General features: G+C 42.9%; 16 protein-coding genes, 1 tRNA gene and 1 pseudogene. 17 read left to right on the top strand and 1 reads right to left on the bottom strand.

The features are described from left to right. The 12 genes and pseudogenes from ACG9ZB_RS15365 to ACG9ZB_RS15310 form a co-directional block, all read left to right on the top strand. Positions 1-96, top strand: a pseudogene (locus ACG9ZB_RS15365) (elongation factor Tu); the annotation flags it as partial. 48 nt (positions 97-144) lie between these two features. Beyond that, a tRNA-Trp gene (locus tag ACG9ZB_RS15360) sits at positions 145-220 on the top strand. A gap of 76 nt (positions 221-296) precedes the next feature. After that, on the top strand, positions 297-737 hold the full coding sequence (secE, locus tag ACG9ZB_RS15355; protein WP_419326634.1) for a preprotein translocase subunit SecE: 441 nt from the start codon (positions 297-299) through the stop codon (positions 735-737). A gap of 7 nt (positions 738-744) precedes the next feature. Then, positions 745-1,278, top strand: a complete 534-nt coding sequence (gene nusG, locus ACG9ZB_RS15350) for a transcription termination/antitermination protein NusG (protein WP_419326632.1) — start codon at positions 745-747, stop codon at positions 1,276-1,278. 117 nt (positions 1,279-1,395) lie between these two features. Further along, positions 1,396-1,824 carry a 50S ribosomal protein L11 gene (gene rplK, locus ACG9ZB_RS15345; RefSeq protein ID WP_097077321.1) on the top strand — a complete coding sequence of 143 codons (429 nt, stop codon included), beginning with the start codon at positions 1,396-1,398 and terminating at the stop codon, positions 1,822-1,824. A 3-nt stretch (positions 1,825-1,827) separates the two neighbouring features. After that, positions 1,828-2,523: a 50S ribosomal protein L1 gene (rplA, locus tag ACG9ZB_RS15340; RefSeq protein WP_419326630.1), complete on the top strand. Its 696-nt coding sequence runs from the start codon at positions 1,828-1,830 to the stop codon at positions 2,521-2,523. A gap of 298 nt (positions 2,524-2,821) precedes the next feature. Further along, positions 2,822-3,328: a 50S ribosomal protein L10 gene (gene rplJ, locus ACG9ZB_RS15335; protein ID WP_087528632.1), complete on the top strand. Its 507-nt coding sequence runs from the start codon at positions 2,822-2,824 to the stop codon at positions 3,326-3,328. Positions 3,329-3,376: 48 nt separating this feature from the next. Next, positions 3,377-3,742, top strand: coding sequence for a 50S ribosomal protein L7/L12 (gene rplL, locus ACG9ZB_RS15330; protein ID WP_004692767.1), 366 nt, complete (start codon positions 3,377-3,379; stop codon positions 3,740-3,742). 301 nt (positions 3,743-4,043) lie between these two features. Beyond that, entirely contained in the window at positions 4,044-8,132 is a 4,089-nt protein-coding gene (gene rpoB / locus ACG9ZB_RS15325; protein WP_419326628.1) for a DNA-directed RNA polymerase subunit beta, read from the top strand. 172 nt (positions 8,133-8,304) lie between these two features. Further along, entirely contained in the window at positions 8,305-12,504 is a 4,200-nt protein-coding gene (gene rpoC, locus ACG9ZB_RS15320; protein WP_279736254.1) for a DNA-directed RNA polymerase subunit beta', read from the top strand. 168 nt (positions 12,505-12,672) lie between these two features. Next, on the top strand, positions 12,673-13,212 hold the full coding sequence (locus ACG9ZB_RS15315; protein WP_419326626.1) for a hypothetical protein: 540 nt from the start codon (positions 12,673-12,675) through the stop codon (positions 13,210-13,212). 149 nt (positions 13,213-13,361) lie between these two features. Next, on the top strand, positions 13,362-13,718 hold the full coding sequence (locus tag ACG9ZB_RS15310; RefSeq protein ID WP_419326625.1) for a DNA transfer protein p32: 357 nt from the start codon (positions 13,362-13,364) through the stop codon (positions 13,716-13,718). Positions 13,719-13,767: 49 nt separating this feature from the next. On the opposite strand, the gene ACG9ZB_RS15305 is transcribed toward ACG9ZB_RS15310, so the two are convergent. After that, positions 13,768-14,253, bottom strand: coding sequence for a DUF4442 domain-containing protein (locus tag ACG9ZB_RS15305; RefSeq protein WP_419326624.1), 486 nt, complete (start codon positions 14,251-14,253; stop codon positions 13,768-13,770). Between the two features lie 116 nt (positions 14,254-14,369). On the opposite strand from ACG9ZB_RS15305, the gene ACG9ZB_RS15300 reads away from it, so the two are divergent. The 5 genes from ACG9ZB_RS15300 to htpG all read left to right on the top strand — a co-directional run bounded on the left by ACG9ZB_RS15300 (position 14,370) and on the right by htpG (position 20,167). Continuing rightward, positions 14,370-15,254, top strand: a complete 885-nt coding sequence (locus tag ACG9ZB_RS15300) for an alpha/beta fold hydrolase (protein ID WP_419326623.1) — start codon at positions 14,370-14,372, stop codon at positions 15,252-15,254. A 101-nt stretch (positions 15,255-15,355) separates the two neighbouring features. Beyond that, positions 15,356-16,726: a Na+/H+ antiporter family protein gene (locus ACG9ZB_RS15295; RefSeq protein WP_114392518.1), complete on the top strand. Its 1,371-nt coding sequence runs from the start codon at positions 15,356-15,358 to the stop codon at positions 16,724-16,726. 315 nt (positions 16,727-17,041) lie between these two features. Further along, positions 17,042-17,644, top strand: a complete 603-nt coding sequence (locus ACG9ZB_RS15290) for an OmpW/AlkL family protein (RefSeq protein WP_419326622.1) — start codon at positions 17,042-17,044, stop codon at positions 17,642-17,644. 160 nt (positions 17,645-17,804) lie between these two features. Further along, positions 17,805-18,149, top strand: coding sequence for a lysozyme inhibitor LprI family protein (locus ACG9ZB_RS15285; RefSeq protein ID WP_184117849.1), 345 nt, complete (start codon positions 17,805-17,807; stop codon positions 18,147-18,149). 98 nt (positions 18,150-18,247) lie between these two features. Beyond that, positions 18,248-20,167 carry a molecular chaperone HtpG gene (gene htpG / locus ACG9ZB_RS15280; protein WP_419326620.1) on the top strand — a complete coding sequence of 640 codons (1,920 nt, stop codon included), beginning with the start codon at positions 18,248-18,250 and terminating at the stop codon, positions 20,165-20,167. Positions 20,168-20,270 lie beyond the last annotated feature (103 nt).

Genomic DNA, 20,270 nt, shown 5'->3' with positions numbered 1-20,270 from the left:
ATCCACCCAATCGCAATGGACCCAGGTCTACGTTTTGCGATCCGTGAAGGTGGTCGTACAGTTGGTGCTGGTGTAGTTGCTAAAGTAACTGCATAATTATAAAATAAAATTACAAATTGGGGTTTCGGCTCCAATTTGTTTTTCAGGTCAGTAGTTCAATTGGTAGAGCGTCGGTCTCCAAAACCGAATGTTGGGGGTTCGAGTCCCTCCTGGCCTGCCAACTTTTTTATAAAAGACGCTTGATGTCGGCAAAACTGGTCATATAATAAGTCGCGAAACCTACGACGAGTACAAAAATGTCGAATGAAAAATTACGCGACGCACAAAGCGACGCGGCAATCCCTCAAAGAAATAATTCTGCTGAAGTAGTTAAATCTGGTTCTCCCCTAGACGTCGTCTTGTGGATTATCGCATTGATTTTATTAATTGGTGCGACCATGGTGAATCAACACCTACCAGCGTATTGGGCACCAGCCAACGATATTTGGGTGCGCGTTGGGGTAATTTTGGCTTGTATCATCGTGGCATTCGGTTTATTATACGCCACCCATCAAGGCAAAGGCTTTGCTCGTTTGTTGAAAGACTCACGAATTGAGCTGCGTCGAGTGACTTGGCCAACGAAGCAAGAGACCATGACCACATCTTGGCAGGTGCTTGTGGTTGTAGTTGTTGCATCCATTTTATTATGGTGTTTTGACTACATTTTAGGCTGGTTAATGAAGTTTATTATCGGGTAAGAGAGCTATGAAACGTTGGTACATTATTCATGCCTATTCAGGTTATGAAAAACAAGTGATGCGTTCACTTAATGATCGAATCCAGCGTAGCGCTGTAGCCGATAGCTTTGGTGAAGTCCTTGTTCCTACCGAAGAAGTGGTAGAAATGAAGGATGGTAAGAAACGTAAATCTGAACGTAAGTTTTTTCCAGGCTATGTATTGGTCGAAATGGAAATGAATGATGAAACTTGGCACATTGTTAAAGAATGTCCAAAAGTTTTAGGTTTTATTGGTGGTACGGCTGAGAAACCGGCGCCAATTACCCAACGTGAAGCAGATGCGATTCTTGCTCGTGTACGCAATACTGGTGAAGCACCTCGTCCGAAGACGATGTTTGAGCCAGGCGAAGAATTACTCGTAATTGACGGTCCATTCACCGACTTTAAAGGCGTGGTGGAAGAAGTTCAATACGAGAAGTCACGTTTAACGTTGACAATTAATGTATTTAATCGACCTACTCAGGTTGAGCTGGAATTTCGTCAAGTCGAAAAATCAGTTTAAGTTTGAGTGGTTGGAAAACGCCTGATTTATGATGAATCGGGCATTGTTGTTGTAACGGTATCGTTACTTAGAAATTGGGGAGCCTTCATCGGCGTTTGTACCCAGAGGTAATTTGAAATGGCTAAGAAGATTGACGGCTATATCAAGCTGCAAGTTCCAGCTGGTAAAGCAAATCCATCTCCACCAATTGGTCCTGCATTGGGTCAACGTGGTGTTAACATCATGGCATTCTGTAAAGAATTCAATGCTGCGACACAAAAACTTGAAGTTGGTTTACCAATTCCAGTCGTGATCACTGTGTACAACGACAAGTCGTTCACATTCATCATGAAAACTCCTCCTGCTGCAATTCTTCTTAAGAAGGCTGCTGGTATCCAAAAGGGTTCTGCTGTACCTAACAAAACTAAAGTTGGTAAGTTGACTCGTGCTCAATTGGAAGAAATCGCGACTACTAAAGAACCAGATTTAACTGGTGCTGATTTAGACGCACGTGTTCGTACCATCGCTGGTTCTGCACGTTCTATGGGCTTGGAAGTGGAGCTATAAGACATGGCAAAGTTAACTAAACGTCAAAAAGCCATTGCTGCTGCTATTGAAGCAAACAAAGTTTACACTTTAGAAGAAGCAGTAGCTGTTCTTGCTGGTCTTCCTGCTGCGAAATTCAAAGAATCTTTGGATGTTGCGGTAAACCTAGGTGTTGACCCTCGTAAATCTGACCAAGTTGTTCGTGGTGCGACTACACTTCCTGCAGGTACTGGTAAAACTGTACGTGTAGCTGTGTTTGCTCAAGGCGCTGCTGCTGAAGCTGCTAAAGAAGCAGGTGCAGATGTTGTTGGATTTGATGACCTTGCTGAAAGCATTCAAGCGGGTAACCTTGACTTTGACGTAGTGATTGCTGCTCCTGATGCAATGCGCGTTGTTGGTAAGTTGGGTACGATTCTTGGTCCACGTGGTTTGATGCCAAACCCGAAAGTGGGCACTGTAACTCCAGACGTTGCTGGTGCAGTTAAAAATGCTAAAGCTGGTCAAGCACGCTACCGTGTTGACAAAGCGGGTATTATCCACGCTGCGATCGGTCAAGTAGATTTCTCTGCTGAAGCGGTTCGTCAAAACGTTGAAACTTTGATTGCAGACTTGAAAAAGTTAAAGCCTGCGACATCTAAAGGTGTATACATCAAAAAGATCACTTTGAGCTCAACTATGGGTCCTGGTCTTGTTGTTGATGTAAACAACGTTTCTAACTAAGTTTAACTTAGACAGAATTTTAAAGCCCTGAGTAGAAATCAAAGCGCTGCTTTGATTTTTACGCAAGAAACGCTCTGTCGTATATTGCGAACTTAGGCAAACTTTGAATTGGTAAATGTAGATTTATCAGCGTCAAAGACCTCAGGCGAGAGTAATTTCGATTACTTTCTTAATTTTCCAGCCTGAGTAGACGCGGTGGTGTGATTTGTTCATCCTCCGCGTGTAAGTTCAGTGATGAACTTGCGAATTGGGAGTGTACTTCGCGTAAGTACATAAATCACCGTTAGGAGGTTTTACAATGGCTCTTCTTATCGAAGGTAAAAAACAGATCGTTGCTGAAGTAACTGAAGTTGCTTCTACTGCGTTTGCTGCTGTTGTTGCTGACTACCAAGGTTTAACTGTTGAGCAATTAACTGCTCTTCGTGTTGAAGCTCGTAAGTTAGGTGTTGCTACACGTGTTGTACGTAATACTTTGGCTAAACGCGCTCTTCAAGATACGCAATTTGCTATCTTGAACGACAACCTTGTTGGCCCAACAATTTTAGCTTTCTCAACTTCTGCAGATGATATGGGTGCTGCGGCACGCTTATTCGAAGAATTTGCGAAAACTAACAAAGCATTTGAACTTAAAGCTGCTGCATTTGAAGGCAAACTTTATCAAGGCGCAGAAGTTAGCGTTATCGCGAATCTTCCAAACCAAGAGAAAGCGCTTACTATGCTTGCAAACGTTCTTCAAGCTCCTATTTCGAAATTGGGTCGCTTACTTACAGCGCTTCAAGAGAAAAACGAGTCAGAAGCTGCATAAGCTCAAACTTAAACACACATCATTCAATACCCATTTGGAGTTACTCTCATGGCTTTAACAAACGAAGAAATCTTAAACGCAGTTGCTGAAAAAACTGTTCTTGAACTTGTTGAACTTATTTCTGCTTTCGAAGAAAAATTCAACGTATCTGCTGCTGCTGTAGCTGTAGCTGCAGGTCCTGCTGCTGCTGCTGCTGAAGAGCAATCAGAATTCAACGTTGAGTTGACTTCTTTCGGCGCGAACAAAGTAGCTGTGATTAAAGCAGTTCGTGAAATCACTGGTCTTGGCTTGAAAGAAGCTAAAGACATGGTTGAAGGCGCTCCTTCAGTTCTTAAAGAAGCAGTTTCTAAAGAAGAAGCTGAAGAACTTAAGAAAAAACTTGAAGAAACTGGTGCTACTATTACTATTAAGTAATGTTACCAGGGGGGGAATATTAATTTCACCCCAAAAATTGGCTGATGGCTCTTGGGTCATCAGCCTTTTTGCGTTACAATAATCGGCTCGATTTTTGTTTGCTTGGTGGAAAATCCATCAAATTAAAATAAAGAAAAGAATCAAACGCTTACCAATATTTTTCAAATTTAAAAATATTGGTAAGCGTTTCAATACCACTGAAAATTGCAGCATTTGTAAAAAGTGGTGGCCATATCGGCCTGCGTAATTCCTTCTGAGCCCGTTCTGCAGGCGGGCTTGGTTTACTTTCCGAGGACTCCAGATGGCATACTCATATACCGAAAAGAAACGGATCCGTAAGAATTTTGGTAAATTGCCTAGTGTTATGGATGCTCCGTACTTGCTCGCGATTCAAGTCGACTCGTACAGAACATTTTTACAAGATGGCAAATCACCAAAAAACCGCGAAGATATCGGTCTGCAAGCCGCGTTTCGTTCAGTTTTTCCTATAGAAAGTTATTCTGGCAATGCTGCTTTAGAATTTGTTGAGTATAGTCTTGGTAAGCCTGAGTTTGATGTACGCGAATGTATTCTTCGTGGCTCAACTTATGCAGCACCAATGCGCGTAAAAATTCGTTTGATCTTAAAAGATCGCGAAACTAAATCAATTAAAGACGTGCGCGAGCAAGAAGTGTACATGGGTGAAATGCCACTCATGACCGATAACGGTACATTCGTTATTAATGGTACTGAGCGTGTAATCGTATCTCAATTACACCGTTCGCCAGGCGTGTTCTTTGACCACGATAAAGGCAAAACCCACTCTAGTGGTAAAGTGCTTTATTCTGCGCGTATTATTCCTTACCGTGGTTCATGGTTAGACTTCGAATTTGACGCAAAAGACCTTGTATTTGTGCGTATTGACCGTCGTCGTAAATTACTCGCTACTGTTGTTCTTCGTGCTTTGGGTTATAACAATGCGCAAATCTTAGACTTGTTCTATGAAAAAGTGCCTGTATACCTAGACATGGGTAGCTACCAGATTGACCTTGTTCCAGAACGCTTACGTGGCGAAATGGCACAATTTGACATCGTAGATAATGATGGCAAAACCATTGTTGAGCAAGGCAAGCGTATCAACGCGCGTCATGTGCGTCAAATGGAAGCTGCTGGCCTAGAAAAGCTTTCTGTACCTGATGAGTACTTGTACGAGCGTATTACTGCTGAAGACATCCCACTTAAAGATGGTGATGTGATTGCAGCAAATACCTTGTTAAGCCATGAAGTGATGGTGAAATTGGCTGAAGGTGGTGTTAAACAATTTAACATTCTATTCACCAATGACATCGACCGTGGTTCATTTGTTGCAGATACTTTACGTGCAGACACCACGACAGGTCGTGAAGAAGCATTGGTAGAAATCTACAAAGTAATGCGTCCAGGCGAGCCACCAACGAAAGAAGCGGCTGAAAACCTATTCAACAACTTGTTCTTCTCTTCTGAACGTTATGACCTCTCTCCAGTGGGGCGTATGAAGTTCAACCGTCGTTTGGGTCGTCCTTACGAAGTAGGTACAGATCAGAAGTCTCGTGAAGTTGAAGGTATTTTGTCGAACGAAGATATCACTGATGTATTAAAAACATTGGTTGAAATCCGTAACGGTAAAGGTGAAGTCGACGATATCGACCACTTGGGTAACCGTCGTGTGCGTTCAGTCGGTGAAATGACTGAAAACCAATTCCGTGTTGGTTTAGTTCGTGTAGAACGTGCTGTTAAAGAACGTTTAAGCCAAGCTGAAACAGATAACTTGTCTCCGCAAGATTTGATCAATGCGAAACCAGTGGCTGCTGCAATCAAAGAATTCTTTGGTTCAAGCCAATTATCTCAGTTCATGGACCAAAACAACCCATTGTCTGAGATTACGCACAAACGTCGTGTATCGGCGCTTGGTCCTGGTGGTTTGACACGTGAACGTGCGGGCTTTGAGGTACGTGACGTACACCAAACTCACTACGGTCGTGTATGTCCAATTGAAACGCCTGAAGGTCCAAACATTGGTTTGATCAACTCGCTTTCTGTTTATGCGAAATGTAACAATTTCGGTTTCTTAGAAACTCCATACCGTAAAGTAGTAGATGGTCGTGTAACGGATGAAGTTGAGTATTTATCTGCCATTGAAGAAGTAGGTACTGTGATTGCACAGGCCGATTCTGGCGTAGATAAAGACGGCAACCTCTCTGAAGAATTCGTTTCTGTACGTCACCAAGGTGAATTCGTTCGTATGCCGCCTGAAAAAGTGACGCATATGGACGTATCTGCACAACAGGTTGTATCTGTAGCAGCATCACTCATTCCATTCCTTGAGCACGATGACGCCAACCGTGCATTGATGGGTTCAAACATGCAGCGTCAAGCTGTGCCTACATTGATTGCTGACAAACCGCTTGTAGGTACAGGCATGGAAGCAAATGTAGCGCATGACTCTGGTGTGTGTGTGATTGCGGGTCGTGGTGGTCGTATCGAATTCGTCGATGCTTCACGTGTCGTGATTCGTGTCAACGAAGACGAAATGGTTGCAGGCGAGGCAGGTGTAGATATCTATAACCTGATCAAATATACACGTTCGAACCAAAACACTTGTATTAACCAAAAGGTTCTTGTGAAACTTGGTGATAAAGTCGGTCGTGGTGATGTATTGGCTGACGGTCCATCAACAGATGGCGGTGAGCTTGCACTCGGTCAAAACATGCGCGTTGCGTTCATGACGTGGAATGGTTACAACTATGAAGACTCGATCTTACTTTCAGAGCGCGTACTTCAAGAAGACCGTTTAACCTCGATTCACATTCAAGAGTTGTCATGTGTTGCTCGTGATACGAAGTTAGGCGCAGAAGAAATTACTGCGGATATTCCTAACGTAGGTGAAGCTGCACTGTCTAAGCTTGATGAATCAGGTATCGTATATATCGGCGCTGAAGTGACTGCGGGCGATATCCTTGTAGGTAAAGTAACGCCTAAAGGTGAAACGCAGTTAACACCAGAAGAAAAATTGCTTCGTGCAATCTTCGGTGAAAAAGCAGCTGACGTAAAAGACTCATCTTTACGTGTTCCATCAGGTACGAAAGGTACAGTGATTGACGTTCAAGTGTTTACTCGTGACGGTCTTGAAAAAGACGAACGTGCCCAAGCAATTGAAAAAGCTCAATTAGACGCTTACCGTAAAGACTTGAAAGAAGAATACAAAATCTTCGAAGAAGCAGCACGTGAACGTATTGTTCGTTTGTTGACGGGTCAAGAGTCTAACGGTGGTGGTACAACTAAGCGTGGCGATAAGCTTTCTGCAGACGTATTATCTAGTTTAGAGTTGGTTGATTTGCTTGAAATCCAACCGACTGATGAAGCTATTGCAGAGCGTTTAACTCAAATTCAAGTTTTCTTGAAAGAGAAGAGCTTCGAAATTGATGAGAAATTTGCAGAGAAAAAACGCAAACTTTCTACAGGTGATGAATTAACAACAGGTGTATTGAAAGTTGTTAAGGTTTACTTGGCTGTTAAACGTCGCATCCAACCGGGTGATAAGATGGCGGGTCGTCACGGTAATAAGGGTGTTGTTTCTAACATCTTACCTGTTGAAGACATGCCGCATGATGCCAATGGTGTACCAGTGGATATCGTATTGAACCCATTGGGTGTACCGTCACGTATGAACGTGGGTCAGATTCTAGAGACACACTTAGGTATGGCAGCGAAAGGTCTTGGCGAAGAAATCGACAAGATGTTAAAAGCACAACGTACTGTACTTGAGCTTCGTGGATTCTTAGACAAGATTTATAACAAAGTTGGTGGCGAGCAAGAAGATCTTGATAGCTTAACTGATGATGAAATTTTGGTGCTTTCGGGTAACTTGCGTGCGGGTGTTCCTCTTGCAACGCCAGTATTCGATGGTGCTGAAGAATCTCAAATTAAAGACTTGTTAGAGCTTGCGAACATTTCACGTACTGGTCAAACAGTATTGTATGATGGTCGCACAGGTGAACAGTTTGACCGTCCTGTAACTGTAGGTTACATGTACATGTTGAAACTGAACCACTTGGTAGACGACAAGATGCACGCGCGTTCTACTGGTTCTTACTCATTAGTAACTCAACAGCCGCTTGGTGGTAAAGCACAATTCGGTGGTCAGCGTTTCGGTGAGATGGAAGTCTGGGCGCTTGAAGCATATGGCGCAGCTTACACGCTTCAAGAAATGCTTACTGTTAAGTCGGATGACGTTGAAGGTCGTACCCGTATCTATAAGAACATTGTAGATGGTAACCATTATATGGACCCAGGTATGCCTGAATCGTTCAACGTATTGACCAAAGAGATCCGTTCTTTAGGTATCAACATTGAACTGAAAAATGGTGACTAATTAGTTCCATTTAATCCCCCCATCCCCCTTTGAGAAGGGGGAGTTCCCACTTTAAAAGAGTAGGAGCTTCCCTCCTTAGAAAAAGGAGGGATTGAGGGAGGATTGTTCAGTAAAAACAATATTTGTGACCCAGTTGTGTAGTGAAAGTCTCCACAACACACGGAGAAAAAAATTGAAAGACTTGCTCGATATCATGCGCAAAAAGACGGATTCAGACGGTCATGCTCCAGTTGAGTTTGATCGCATCCGTATTGGTCTTGCGTCACCAGAAATGATTAAGTCATGGTCTCATGGTGAAGTTAAAAAGCCTGAAACCATTAACTATCGTACGTTCAAACCAGAACGTGATGGTTTATTCTGTGCCAAAATTTTTGGTCCAGTTAAAGATTACGAATGCTTGTGTGGTAAATACAAGCGTATGAAATACAAAGGCGTCATTTGTGAAAAATGTGGCGTTGAAGTAACAACTGCGAAAGTTCGTCGTGAGCGTATGGGTCACATCGAGCTAGCGTCTCCAGTTGCACATATTTGGTTCTTAAAATCACTTCCGAGCCGTATCGGTCTATTATTAGACATGACTTTACGTGATATCGAACGTGTATTGTATTTTGAATCTTACGTAGTAACTGACCCAGGTATGACTCCATTTGAGAAATACCAACTTTTAAACGATGAAGAATACTTCAACGCTTTAGAAGAACACGGTGATGAATTCACTGCGAAAATGGGTGCGGAAGCGGTTCAAGACTTGTTAAAAGACATCGATCTTGAAAACGAAATTTCACGGTTACGTGAAGAAATTCCAAACACAACGTCTGAGACGAAGCTTAAAAAAGCGTCTAAGCGTTTGAAGTTGATGGAAGCGTTTAAAGAGTCAAACAACAAGCCAGAATGGATGGTGATGAATGTACTTCCAGTACTTCCACCAGACCTTCGTCCGTTAGTACCACTTGAAGGTGGTCGTTTCGCGACTTCTGATTTGAACGACCTTTACCGTCGTGTGATCAACCGTAACAACCGTTTGAAGCGTCTTCTTGACCTTGCAGCGCCAGACATTATCGTACGTAACGAAAAACGTATGCTACAAGAGTCTGTTGATGCATTGTTAGACAACGGTCGTCGTGGTCGTGCAATCACGGGTTCGAACAAGCGTCCATTGAAATCTTTGGCTGACATGATCAAAGGTAAACAAGGTCGTTTCCGTCAAAACTTACTTGGTAAGCGTGTTGACTATTCGGGTCGTTCGGTAATTACTGTAGGTCCTACTTTACGTCTGCACCAATGTGGTCTTCCGAAGAAAATGGCACTTGAATTATTCAAGCCATTCATTTTCGCGAAGCTACAAGCATCTGGCCAAGCAACAACCATTAAAGCTGCGAAGAAAATGGTTGAGCGCGAAACTCCAGAAGTTTGGGACGTTCTTGCATCTGTGATTCGTCAACATCCAGTGATGTTGAACCGTGCGCCTACACTTCACCGTTTGGGTCTTCAAGCATTTGAACCGATCCTGATTGAAGGTAAAGCGATCCGTCTTCACCCACTCGTTTGTGCTGCGTTTAACGCCGACTTCGACGGTGACCAAATGGCAGTACACGTACCATTAACACTTGAAGCGCAGTTAGAAGCGCGTGCGTTAATGATGTCGACCAACAACATCTTGTCTCCAGCGAACGGTGAACCAATCATCGTACCGTCTCAGGACGTTGTCTTAGGCTTGTATTACATTACTCGTGATGCAATCAATGCCAAAGGTGAAGGCATGGTGTTTGCGGATACTCACGAAGTAAACCGTGCATTGGCGACTGGTCAGGTTGCGTTACACGCTCGTGTTAAAGCACGTGTACACCAAACCGTGATTGATGAAAATGGTAACCGTGAACAGCAAACCATCGTTGTAGATACTACACCAGGTCGTTGCTTACTTTGGGAAGTTGTTCCTGAAGGTATGGATTTCCAACAAATTAACGTTGAGATGACCAAGAAAAACATCTCGAAGTTAATCAACTCTTGCTACCGTAAATTAGGTCTGAAAGATACTGTTATCTTTGCTGACCAATTGATGTACCTTGGTTTCCGTCAAGCGACACGTTCAGGCGTATCGGTAGGTATGGAAGACATGGTGATTCCACCTGCGAAGTACTCAATTATTGAAAAAGCAGAAGTTGAAGTTCGTGAAATTGAGCAACAGTTCGAACAAGGTTTCGTAACTGCTGGCGAACGTTACAACAAAGTTGTCGATATTTGGGCACGTACCAATGACCAAGTAGCGAAAGCGATGATGGACAACTTGTCTTTTACCACTGTTAAAAACAAACAGGGTGAAGATGAGAAGCAAAAATCATTCAACTCGATCTATATGATGTCTGACTCAGGTGCCCGTGGTTCGGCAGCTCAGATTCGTCAGTTAGCGGGTATGCGTGGTTTGATGGCGAAACCAGATGGTTCGATCATTGAAACTCCAATTAAAGCGAACTTCCGTGAAGGTTTGACAGTACTTCAGTACTTCATTTCAACACACGGTGCACGTAAAGGTTTGGCCGATACAGCACTGAAAACAGCAAACTCTGGTTACTTGACACGTCGTCTTGTAGACGTAGCGCAAGACTTGGTAATTACTGAGCCTGACTGTGGTACTTTGGGCGGTCTTGTAATGACTCCGTTCATTCAAGGCGGTGACGTGATCGAGAACTTAGGTACTCGAGTACTGGGCCGTGTTGTTGCTGAAGATGTGAAGAAAGCAGGTTCTGACGACGTTATCCTGCCACGTAACACTTTGATTGATGAGAAACTTGCAAACTTCCTAGAAGAGCAAGGTGTCGATGAAGTTAAAGTGCGTTCAGTGGTTGCGTGTGAATCTACATTCGGTGTATGTGCGAAATGTTATGGTCGTGACCTGGCACGTGGTCATCAGGTGAACCCTGGTGAGTCTGTGGGTGTTATGGCTGCACAATCGATTGGTGAGCCGGGTACACAGTTAACCATGCGTACCTTCCACGTAGGTGGTGCTGCAAGCCGAACTTCTGCTGCAAACAGCGTACAAGTACGTAACAAAGGTACTGTACGTTTCCACAATGTGAAAACAGTACAACATGCCAAAGGCCACTTGGTATCGACTTCTCGTTCAGGTGAAATCGGTATTGCGGATGATTTAGGTCGTGAGCGTGAGCGTTATAAACTGCCATACGGTGCGTCTATCTTGTTGAAAGATGGCGAAGCTGTAGAAGCTGGCGGTATTGTGGCGACTTGGGATCCGCACACACACCCACTTGTAACAGAAGTTGCAGGTAAAGTACGTTTCAGCCAAATTGCTGATGGCGTAACTGTTACCTCTAAAACTGATGATGCAACAGGTATGACGACGATTGAAATCTTACCTGTGACTGCACGTCCTGCGTCTGGTAAAGATTTACGTCCTGCGGTTGTTCTTGATACGACGGATGGTGGTGAGCAGTTCTACTTCCTACCACAAAATACAATTCTTTCTGTCCGTGATGGCGAAACAATTGGTGTGGGTGACGTTATTGGTCGTGTACCACAAGAAACTTCACGTACGCGTGACATTACCGGTGGTCTACCGCGTGTAGCTGACTTGTTCGAAGCGCGTAAACCTAAAGAGCATGCAATTCTTGCTGAAATTTCAGGTGTTGTAAGCTTCGGTAAAGAGACTAAAGGTAAGAACCGTTTAGTGATTACTCCAGATGATGGTTCTGAGATTTATGAAGAACTGATTCCTAAATGGCGTACCATTAACGTGTTTGAAGGTGAGCATGTCAACCGCGGTGAAACCATTTCTGATGGTCCACAAAACCCGCATGACATCTTGCGTTTGAAAGGTGAAGTTGCATTAACCAACTACATCGTGAACGAAGTTCAAGACGTTTACCGTCTGCAAGGTGTAAAAATCAACGACAAGCACATTGAAGTGATTGTACGTCAAATGTTGCGTAAAGTTGATATCACTGATGGCGGTGATACAAGCTTCATCAAAGGCGAGCAAGTGGATTACATCCGCGTGATGCAAGAGAACCAAGCTGTTCTTGCGCAAAACAAGTTCCCAGCGAAGTTTGAACGTCAATTGATGGGTATTACTAAAGCGTCGCTTTCTACTGACTCGTTTATCTCTGCTGCATCGTTCCAGGAAACCACACGCGTGTTAACTGAAGCGGCTGTAACAGGTAAAGAAGATGATTTACGTGGCTTGAAAGAGAACGTAGTTGTAGGTCGTTTGATTCCTGCAGGTACTGGTCTTGCGTATCACTTAGAGCGTCGTCGTCAAGAAGCTGAAGCTGCAGAGCATGAGCTTGTAAATGATTTCTCTGATGTTGATCAAGCATTAAGCCAAGCATTTAGCGATGAGTTTAACAGTCTGTAATTAGCCCTTTAAATGCATGAAAAAGCCACCTTCGGGTGGCTTTTTTTTGTCCCTTTGTTACAGAAGCGGTTTTAAGCTTTTATAAATTTCACATTTTTCCTATAGTAAAAATATAAGTACACAAATCTCCTTACTTCATTAACGATTAAAAAATAGAGGTGGTTCCACATGAAATTGACATCAAAACTATTGGGCTTAAGCATCTTCGCATTTGTGAGCCAAACAATGGCAGCACCGATGCCGAATACCATCACCGTGGAGGATAAGGCGGTTGTACCCATTGTCAAAACACAGATTATTCGTAGTGTCGCAGGTCAAGATCCTGTGCGGACGACTGAAGCGACTATTTTTGAAGTGAAAAATGGTGGTAAAGATATTGTGGCACGTGAAGTAGTGCTCGAGGAAAATGCCAGCCAATTTTCAGATAAAAAAATGTCGGCACCGATTGTGCAAAAGGGTAGCGTGATTGTTCCGACATCCCAAGTTGAAGTGAAATCGATTTTGAGTCAAGGCGGTGTCGTCCTTGCAGAAGGTAAGCAAATTGACGCACAAGGGGTTGAGTTTAAGAAAGGGCAGGAACCTATACGTAAGGAGCTTAAACTGGATCAAGTGAAAGATCCGAAAAGTCAAGAAAGTGTGACGCGTGCGGTGCTACAAGAAAATGGCACCACCACCAAAGATGTGGTTGTGGTGAAAGAGCCTGAATAAGCTTGAGTTGAATGCTGTATGAGGCCCTCTCAGGAGGGCTTCTTGCTTACAAATTTTCAGCAATAGCACCTGTAACCGTAACATTTCAGGGGTTTTAAGTTCATACTGATCTTTTATGCTGTAAGAAATAGCCAATAAGGACAAATCTCATGAAAAAGTATATGAGTATTATTGCAGTGGTATCTTTTTCGACGATGCTGTTGGCAGGTTGTGAGAATATGAGTGCTTCGGAGCAACGTATTGGGACAGCGGCTTTAGGCGGTGCAGTGGGTGGTGCTGCGGGGAATAGCCTCGGTGGCGGTGTAGGTGCAGCTGTTGGTGGCGGTGCTGGTGCAGCTGTGGGTAGTAAAGCTCAAGGTGGTTCAAACCGTAGTGCAACCTACAGTGGTGTTGGTGGTGCGATTGGTTCAGCAGTGGGTAAAAGCGTATTTGGTGGTAATACCGGCGCAGCCATTGGTGGTGCCATCGGCGGTGGCGCAGGTGCTGCTATTGAAGAGCGTAAATAATGTTTTAAGTTCAGATTTTCAAAAAAAGCACTTCATGGAAGTGCTTTTTTTATAGCTGTGCCGGTTTAGGTTTTTTACGACGGATATATAAAGTCTTTTCCACTGCTGCAATTCGAATACCCGCCTCATCGTAAATATTTAAGGTATAAATACGATGTACGGGGGCATAGTTGTCGGCCAGTTGTTTCACGGTCGCGATTTCTTGGGCATCAAGATGAAAGTCTGCATAGACTGTACTGCGCCCTGGACTGAGAAATTGGATAGAGGCTGCTTTGTCCCAAACAATATATTTGTTGCCTAAGTGATGCATCAGCAGGGTCATATAAAACGGGTCGACCATCGCATATAAACTCCCGCCAAAATGTACGCCGACAATATTTCGATTTTGTCGAGTGAGGGGCATTTTGACACGAATATGGTAGTTTTTAAGGTCAAACTTTTCAATTTGAATCCCTGCACCTTTAAAGGGGGCAAAATGATTGAGAAAGTATTTCGCGACAATCGGCTGTGTCACAAGTTTTTTTAAAATGCTCATTTCGGTCAATGGTATCTGATGAACTTCTATCCATACTAGAGACGATCAAATCAATTGGCATTGATCGTTTTGCCAGCAAAGTATAAAAAACAGTCAATAACAATAAGGAGCTGAATATGGAGCAGCAAAGTTACTGGGTACAAACCACAGACCAACAAAGACTTTATGTGAAAACATGGGGCAATGCGAACAATCCTGCACTGGTCTTGGTGCATGGCTATCCAGATAATCAAGAGGTCTGGGAGCCTGTGATTGGGCATCTGGTGCAAGATTATTATATTGTGACCTATGACGTTCGCGGTGCAGGCATGTCGAGTGTGCCGCGTCGTACACGGGCCTATGCCTTGCCTCAGCTATCACTAGATTTGGAAAGTGTGGTGAATAGTGTGATCCCACAGCGTAGCTTTCATCTGGTTGCGCATGACTGGGGTTCGATTCAGTCATGGGAGTCCGCGACTGAGCCAAAGTTTAGAGAGCGTATGCTGTCATTTACCACCATTTCAGGCCCATGCTTAGACCATGCCGCATTTTGGATGCGTGAACAGTTCGCACAACATAAGCCTCAATTTTTTAAGCAGTTAACGAAGTCTTGGTATATTGCGGCCTTTCAGTTGCCTTTTTTAGCACCAACCGTATGGCAGTTTTTTAGTCCTGAGCATTGGGGCAAAGTTTTATCGCGTTTAGAAGGACGTTCAGACTTACCGCTGAATCATCACATTGCTGCTGATGGTAAACACGGGGTTGGGCTCTACCGCGCCAACTTTATCCCACGCCTGACGAAACCTCGGGAACGCTTTGCAATTTGTCCCGTACAAGCGATTGTGTTGGAGCAGGATCAGTTTGTGAGTCCAGCGTTAATCGATGAAATACCGAAGTGGGTCGAGAATTTTCAACGGGTGAATGTAAATGCCAACCACTGGGCAATCTTGAGCCAGCCTGAGGTAATTGCTAAAGAAATCAAAAGGTTTGTTCAAAACTGGCGTTGTGTTAAAGCCAGCTGAAATGATCTGTGAAAGAGAAAGGTGCTAGCGACCTGTAAGGGCAGAATTTTTTGGTTATTTTCTGATAAAATGCGCCTTTCTTCCAAGTCACTCTTTTCACTATGTTCGCAATTCTTGCCGCTATTGGGGTCATGTTTGGACTTTCATTAGCTCGTGTGCCTGTAGTATTTGCATTAATTATTGGTGCTGTCACAGGTGGTTTATTGGCTGGTTTAGGGCTACACGGTACCCTCGAAGCATTTAATAATGGGCTTGGGGGCGGCGCAAAAATTGCGTTGGCTTACGGGGTCTTAGGTGCATTTGCTTTGGCCTTGGCACGCTCAGGTTTACCTGACTTGTTGGCCTATAAGCTTATTAAAACATTGAAAGGTTCGAGCAATGAAAAGGCACAAAATCGGGTTAAATATCTGATTTTTATAACCGTCGCGTTAGCAGCCATTTGTTCACAAAACGTCATTCCTGTACATATTGCGTTTATTCCAGTCCTGATTCCTCCTTTATTAAGTGTGTTTAACCATCTTCAGTTAGACCGTCGACTAATTGCTTGTGTTCTAACCTTTGGCTTGGTTGCCACATATATGTTGGTACCATTTGGATTTGGTGCGATTTTCCTAAATGATATTTTAGGTCAAAACATTAATACTTTTGGGCAACCCTATGGTTTTAAAATCAATTATGCCGATATCCCTTCAGCAATGGCCATTCCTGTTTTTGGCATGTTTGTTGGTTTATTAGTTGCTGTATTCTTTAGTTACCGTAAGAAACGTGTATACGAAGAAGTACACGTAGAACCAGTGCAGCAAAGTATTTCTTCTGAACTTGATATCACGGGTGAGAAGTCTAAGCCCGAAATTTCAAAGTTTACGTTATCTATGGCTCTCATTGCGGTAGTTGCTACGCTTTGGGTGCAAGTCGCATCAGATTCCATGATTTTAGCTGGTCTGGTTGGTGTTGCGATTTTGAGCTGTGCGGGAATTTTTAAATGGAAAGAAGCAGATGATGTGATTATTAGCGGTATGCGAATGATGGCATTAGTTGGTTTCATTATGATTGCAGCACAAGGTTTTGCATCTGTTATTTCGGCGACCAATCAAGTGCCAGCATTGGTAGAAGCATCAGTGCAGTGGATTGGTTCTAGCCAAGGACTCGCTGCATTTTGGATGCTATTGATTGGCTTACTGATTACTTTAGGAATCGGTTCTTCTTTCTCTACCATTCCAATTTTAGCAATTATTTATGTGCCGTTGTGTATCCAGTTTGGTTTCAGTCCAGCGGCAACCATTGCGATTATTGGTACGGCTGCAGCACTCGGTGATGCGGGTTCTCCGGCTTCTGACTCCACTTTGGGGCCGACTTCGGGTTTGAACATGGATGGTCAGCATGATCACATGAAAGACAGTGTGATCCCGACCTTTATTCACTTTAATATTCCACTCATGATTTTCGGTTGGATTGCGGCCATGGTGTTGTAATTAAAAATCCAATTATTATAAAAAGGCGATTTTAAATCGTCTTTTTTATTATTTATTCAGATTAAAATAATCGGGTTTATAATGTTAATTCGGATTAAAAAGGTTGGAATTAAAATATATTTATTTTGATTTTTCGTTATTAATTTAAAACCAACTAAAATAGTATATTTAATATTTAAATCAATTAAAAACAATTACTTAAAAATAGCATTTAAAATACATTATTATTATAATTGCATATTAATTACACTCTTGTTTATGATGAGTTAATGTTAATTTTTATATTAATTATTTTACAAACAGAGGTTATTTGAAATGTTGAAGCAAATTGCTCTAATTACATTAATGGGTCTTTCTGCATCTGCTGCAATGGCAGGTCAATGGCAAGTCAAAGTCGGTGGATCTGCAGTTGCACCAACGCAGGACACGAAAATTGCGAATGGTACATTAACGGTTGAAGCAGATAGCGAACTCGCGTTTACGCCATCGGTTGAATATTTCTTTAATGACAATATTTCTGCAGAGTTACTGCTAGCAACGCCAATTAGCCACGATATACTCATTAATGGTGCAGAAGCAGTAAAAATTAAACATTTACCGCCAACATTAACTGCAAAATATAACTTTAAAAACTCAACAGGTTTCACGCCTTATATTGGTGTCGGTGCAACAGCTTTTATTGCATGGGATGAAGAAACTTCAGGTGTACTCTCAGGAACTAAAGTTAAAGTCAAAGATGACTACGGCTATGCTGCTCAACTTGGTTTTAATTACCAACCTGCTGATGCAAAAAACTGGGGTGTGTTTGTCGATGTTCGTTATGCAGACTTAAACCCAAAAGTTGAAACTGTGGTTGAAAACTTCAAATTAGATATCGATCCAGTGATTTATACCCTCGGTTATAGCTACAAATTTTAATAATCAAAAGTAGCTTTTTAAGAACCTCATCAATGATGGGGTTTTTTTATGCAAAGACTAAAGTTGAATAGTGGTCAAAGCTGAAATAAATCACGATGATTCAGTATTAAAAGAAAATCGTCTATAGAATGGATAGAAACAAAATAAGAGAGTGATAAAAATGAAATCTATGCTCGGAATTGGTTTAGTTTGTGCTTTGGCGTGGAGCATGCATGCTCAAGCAGCAAGTTTTAATTGTGATAAAGCAAAAACCACGACAGAACATGCGATTTGTGAGTATCGCCAAATCAACGATGCCGATGTGAAAATGGCCACCACCTATACCATCTTAAAACGTCTTGTTCCGATGGGGACACGTGGCTTGATTCAAGATGAGCAAGTGAAGTGGTTGAGTCTCCGTGACCGTTGTGGTACTTCACAACGTTGCCTCATGGATGTGTATAAAATGCGCCAGCAGCAGTTAGAACTACAGCTAGATCGTATTTACCGTCAGGGCCCATTTTAAAAAAAGCAAAAAAACTTGCGATTGCTATTGAAAAACGTATCGCTCACTCCAATTCATTAAGCATTCTCTATAAGACTTAATACATTAAGGAGCGATTGATGAGCGAGCAAAACGTACATAAACATAGTTTCCAAGCTGAAGTGGCTCAGCTATTACATTTAGTGACGCACTCACTGTATTCAAATCCTGACATTTTCCTACGTGAATTGATCTCAAATGCATCCGATGCCTGCGATAAATTGCGTTTTGAAGGCATTAATCATCCTGAATATTATGAAAATGACCCGGACTTACATGTGCGCGTCAGCTTTGATGAAGCCAATCAAACACTGACCATTTCAGATAATGGGATTGGTTTAACTGAACAAGAGGCGATTGACCACTTAGGTACGATTGCTAAGTCTGGAACCAAGGACTTTATGTCTAAGCTCACCGGTGACCAGAAATCAGATGCACAACTGATTGGTCAGTTCGGTGTAGGTTTCTACTCGGGCTTTATTGTGGCTGACAAAATTACCGTAGAATCACGCCGTGCAGGTGTGGATGCTGATCAGGCTGTACGTTGGGTCAGTGCGGGCACGGGTGAGTTCGAAGTCGAGCAGATCCACAAAGACAGCCGCGGTACCGATATTATTTTACATTTGCGTGAAGATGCGTTGGACTATTTACAGTCGCATAAAGTGAAGCAAATTATCAATAAATACTCGGATCACATTAGCCTGCCGATTGAGATGCAAAAAGAGGTTTGGCAGCAAGAAGAAGCGGTCGCAGGTGAAGAACCAAAACCTGGTCAGTATGTGAAAACGGGTGAGTGGGAAGCGATTAACTCAGCCAGCGCCCTGTGGACACGTAATAAAAATGAAGTGACTGAAGAGCAGTATGTCGAGTTTTATAAGAATCTCAGCCATGACTTTGCAGCCCCACTGGCATGGGCGCATAACCGTGTCGAAGGCAGTACTGAATATACGCAGTTGTTGTATGTACCGAGCAAAGCTGCAGCCAATATCTTTACCCGTGAAGCCAAAGCGGGGATTAAGCTCTATGTGAAACGTGTCTTCATTATGGATGACGCGGATAACTTGATTCCAAACTATTTACGCTTTGTTCAAGGGGTGGTTGATAGTGCCGATTTACCACTGAACGTTAGTCGTGAGTTGTTACAAGAAAGCCGTGATGTGAAAACCATTCGTGAAGGGAATGCACGCCGTGTATTGACCATGTTGGATGCTTTAGCCAAATCGGAAGATGAAAAAGATCAAGAGAAGTTCAAAACCTTTTACCGTGAATTTGGTTCAGTGTTGAAAGAAGGTTTAGGCGAAGACTTTGGTAACCGTGAGCGTATTTTAAAACTTTTACGCTTCTCAACTTCAAACAATGATGCGGTGAGCACTTCTTTGCAGGACTATAAAGCGCGTATGCCTGAGGGGCAAAAAGCGATTTACTATGTGACTGCAGACAGTCTCAATGCTGCGAAGAACTCACCACAACTTGAGCTGTTTAAGAAAAAAGGCATTGAAGTCTTACTCATGGTAGACCGTGTTGATGAATGGGCAATGGAATTTGTGCATGAGTTTGATGGCACACCAATGCAGAATGTAGCGAAAGGTGCAGTCGACTTAGGTGATTTACAAGATGCCGAAGAGAAGAAAGCACTTGAAGCAGCTGCAGAGCAGTTTAAACCTGTGGTTGAAAAATTGTCTGATTCATTGAAAGCCAAGACCAAAGAAGTACGTGTGACCACACGTTTGGTCGATTCACCTGCATGCTTAGTGACAGGTGAGGGAGAACTTTCACCACAATTGATTCGTATGCTGCAGCAAGCGGGTCAGGCCGTACCTGAAAGCAAGCCAATTTTGGAAATTAACCCAGAGCATCCATTGGTGAAAAAATTAGAAAATTCGGCACAGTTTGATGACTTGGCCAATGTGATTTTTGACCAAGCGATGATTGCTGAAGGTGGCTTACCTGATGATCCTGCCGAATATATCAAACGGATTAACAGCTTATTGCTTCAATAAACCATGATGTCTTGTCCTGAAATAGATTGACAGTATTCCACTTCAAACCGAGTTAAGCAATTAGCTCGGTTTTAGTTTGCTCATACGTCTGATTCGGGGTGTT

Source organism: Acinetobacter johnsonii (assembly GCF_048551975.1).
GTDB classification, from domain to species: Bacteria; Pseudomonadota; Gammaproteobacteria; order Pseudomonadales; family Moraxellaceae; genus Acinetobacter; species Acinetobacter johnsonii_A.
Note: the sequence above shows the minus strand (reverse complement) of the source record. Positions and strands in the feature narration are given on the sequence as shown.

Excerpts from the sequence above, each read along its gene's own strand:
- nusG (WP_419326632.1), top strand. The coding sequence starts at position 745 with ATGAAACGTTGGTACATTATTCATGCCTATTCAGGTTATGAAAAACAA.
- rplJ (WP_087528632.1), top strand. The coding sequence starts at position 2,822 with ATGGCTCTTCTTATCGAAGGTAAAAAACAGATCGTTGCTGAAGTAACT.
- rplL (WP_004692767.1), top strand. The coding sequence starts at position 3,377 with ATGGCTTTAACAAACGAAGAAATCTTAAACGCAGTTGCTGAAAAAACT.
- ACG9ZB_RS15290 (WP_419326622.1), top strand. The coding sequence starts at position 17,042 with ATGTTGAAGCAAATTGCTCTAATTACATTAATGGGTCTTTCTGCATCT.
- ACG9ZB_RS15300 (WP_419326623.1), top strand. The coding sequence starts at position 14,370 with ATGGAGCAGCAAAGTTACTGGGTACAAACCACAGACCAACAAAGACTT.
- ACG9ZB_RS15295 (WP_114392518.1), top strand. The coding sequence starts at position 15,356 with ATGTTCGCAATTCTTGCCGCTATTGGGGTCATGTTTGGACTTTCATTA.
- ACG9ZB_RS15310 (WP_419326625.1), top strand. The coding sequence starts at position 13,362 with ATGAAAAAGTATATGAGTATTATTGCAGTGGTATCTTTTTCGACGATG.
- rplA (WP_419326630.1), top strand. The coding sequence starts at position 1,828 with ATGGCAAAGTTAACTAAACGTCAAAAAGCCATTGCTGCTGCTATTGAA.
- ACG9ZB_RS15285 (WP_184117849.1), top strand. The coding sequence starts at position 17,805 with ATGAAATCTATGCTCGGAATTGGTTTAGTTTGTGCTTTGGCGTGGAGC.
- rpoB (WP_419326628.1), top strand. The coding sequence starts at position 4,044 with ATGGCATACTCATATACCGAAAAGAAACGGATCCGTAAGAATTTTGGT.
- secE (WP_419326634.1), top strand. The coding sequence starts at position 297 with ATGTCGAATGAAAAATTACGCGACGCACAAAGCGACGCGGCAATCCCT.
- ACG9ZB_RS15305 (WP_419326624.1), bottom strand. The coding sequence starts at position 14,253 with ATGAGCATTTTAAAAAAACTTGTGACACAGCCGATTGTCGCGAAATAC.
- ACG9ZB_RS15315 (WP_419326626.1), top strand. The coding sequence starts at position 12,673 with ATGAAATTGACATCAAAACTATTGGGCTTAAGCATCTTCGCATTTGTG.
- rplK (WP_097077321.1), top strand. The coding sequence starts at position 1,396 with ATGGCTAAGAAGATTGACGGCTATATCAAGCTGCAAGTTCCAGCTGGT.
- htpG (WP_419326620.1), top strand. The coding sequence starts at position 18,248 with ATGAGCGAGCAAAACGTACATAAACATAGTTTCCAAGCTGAAGTGGCT.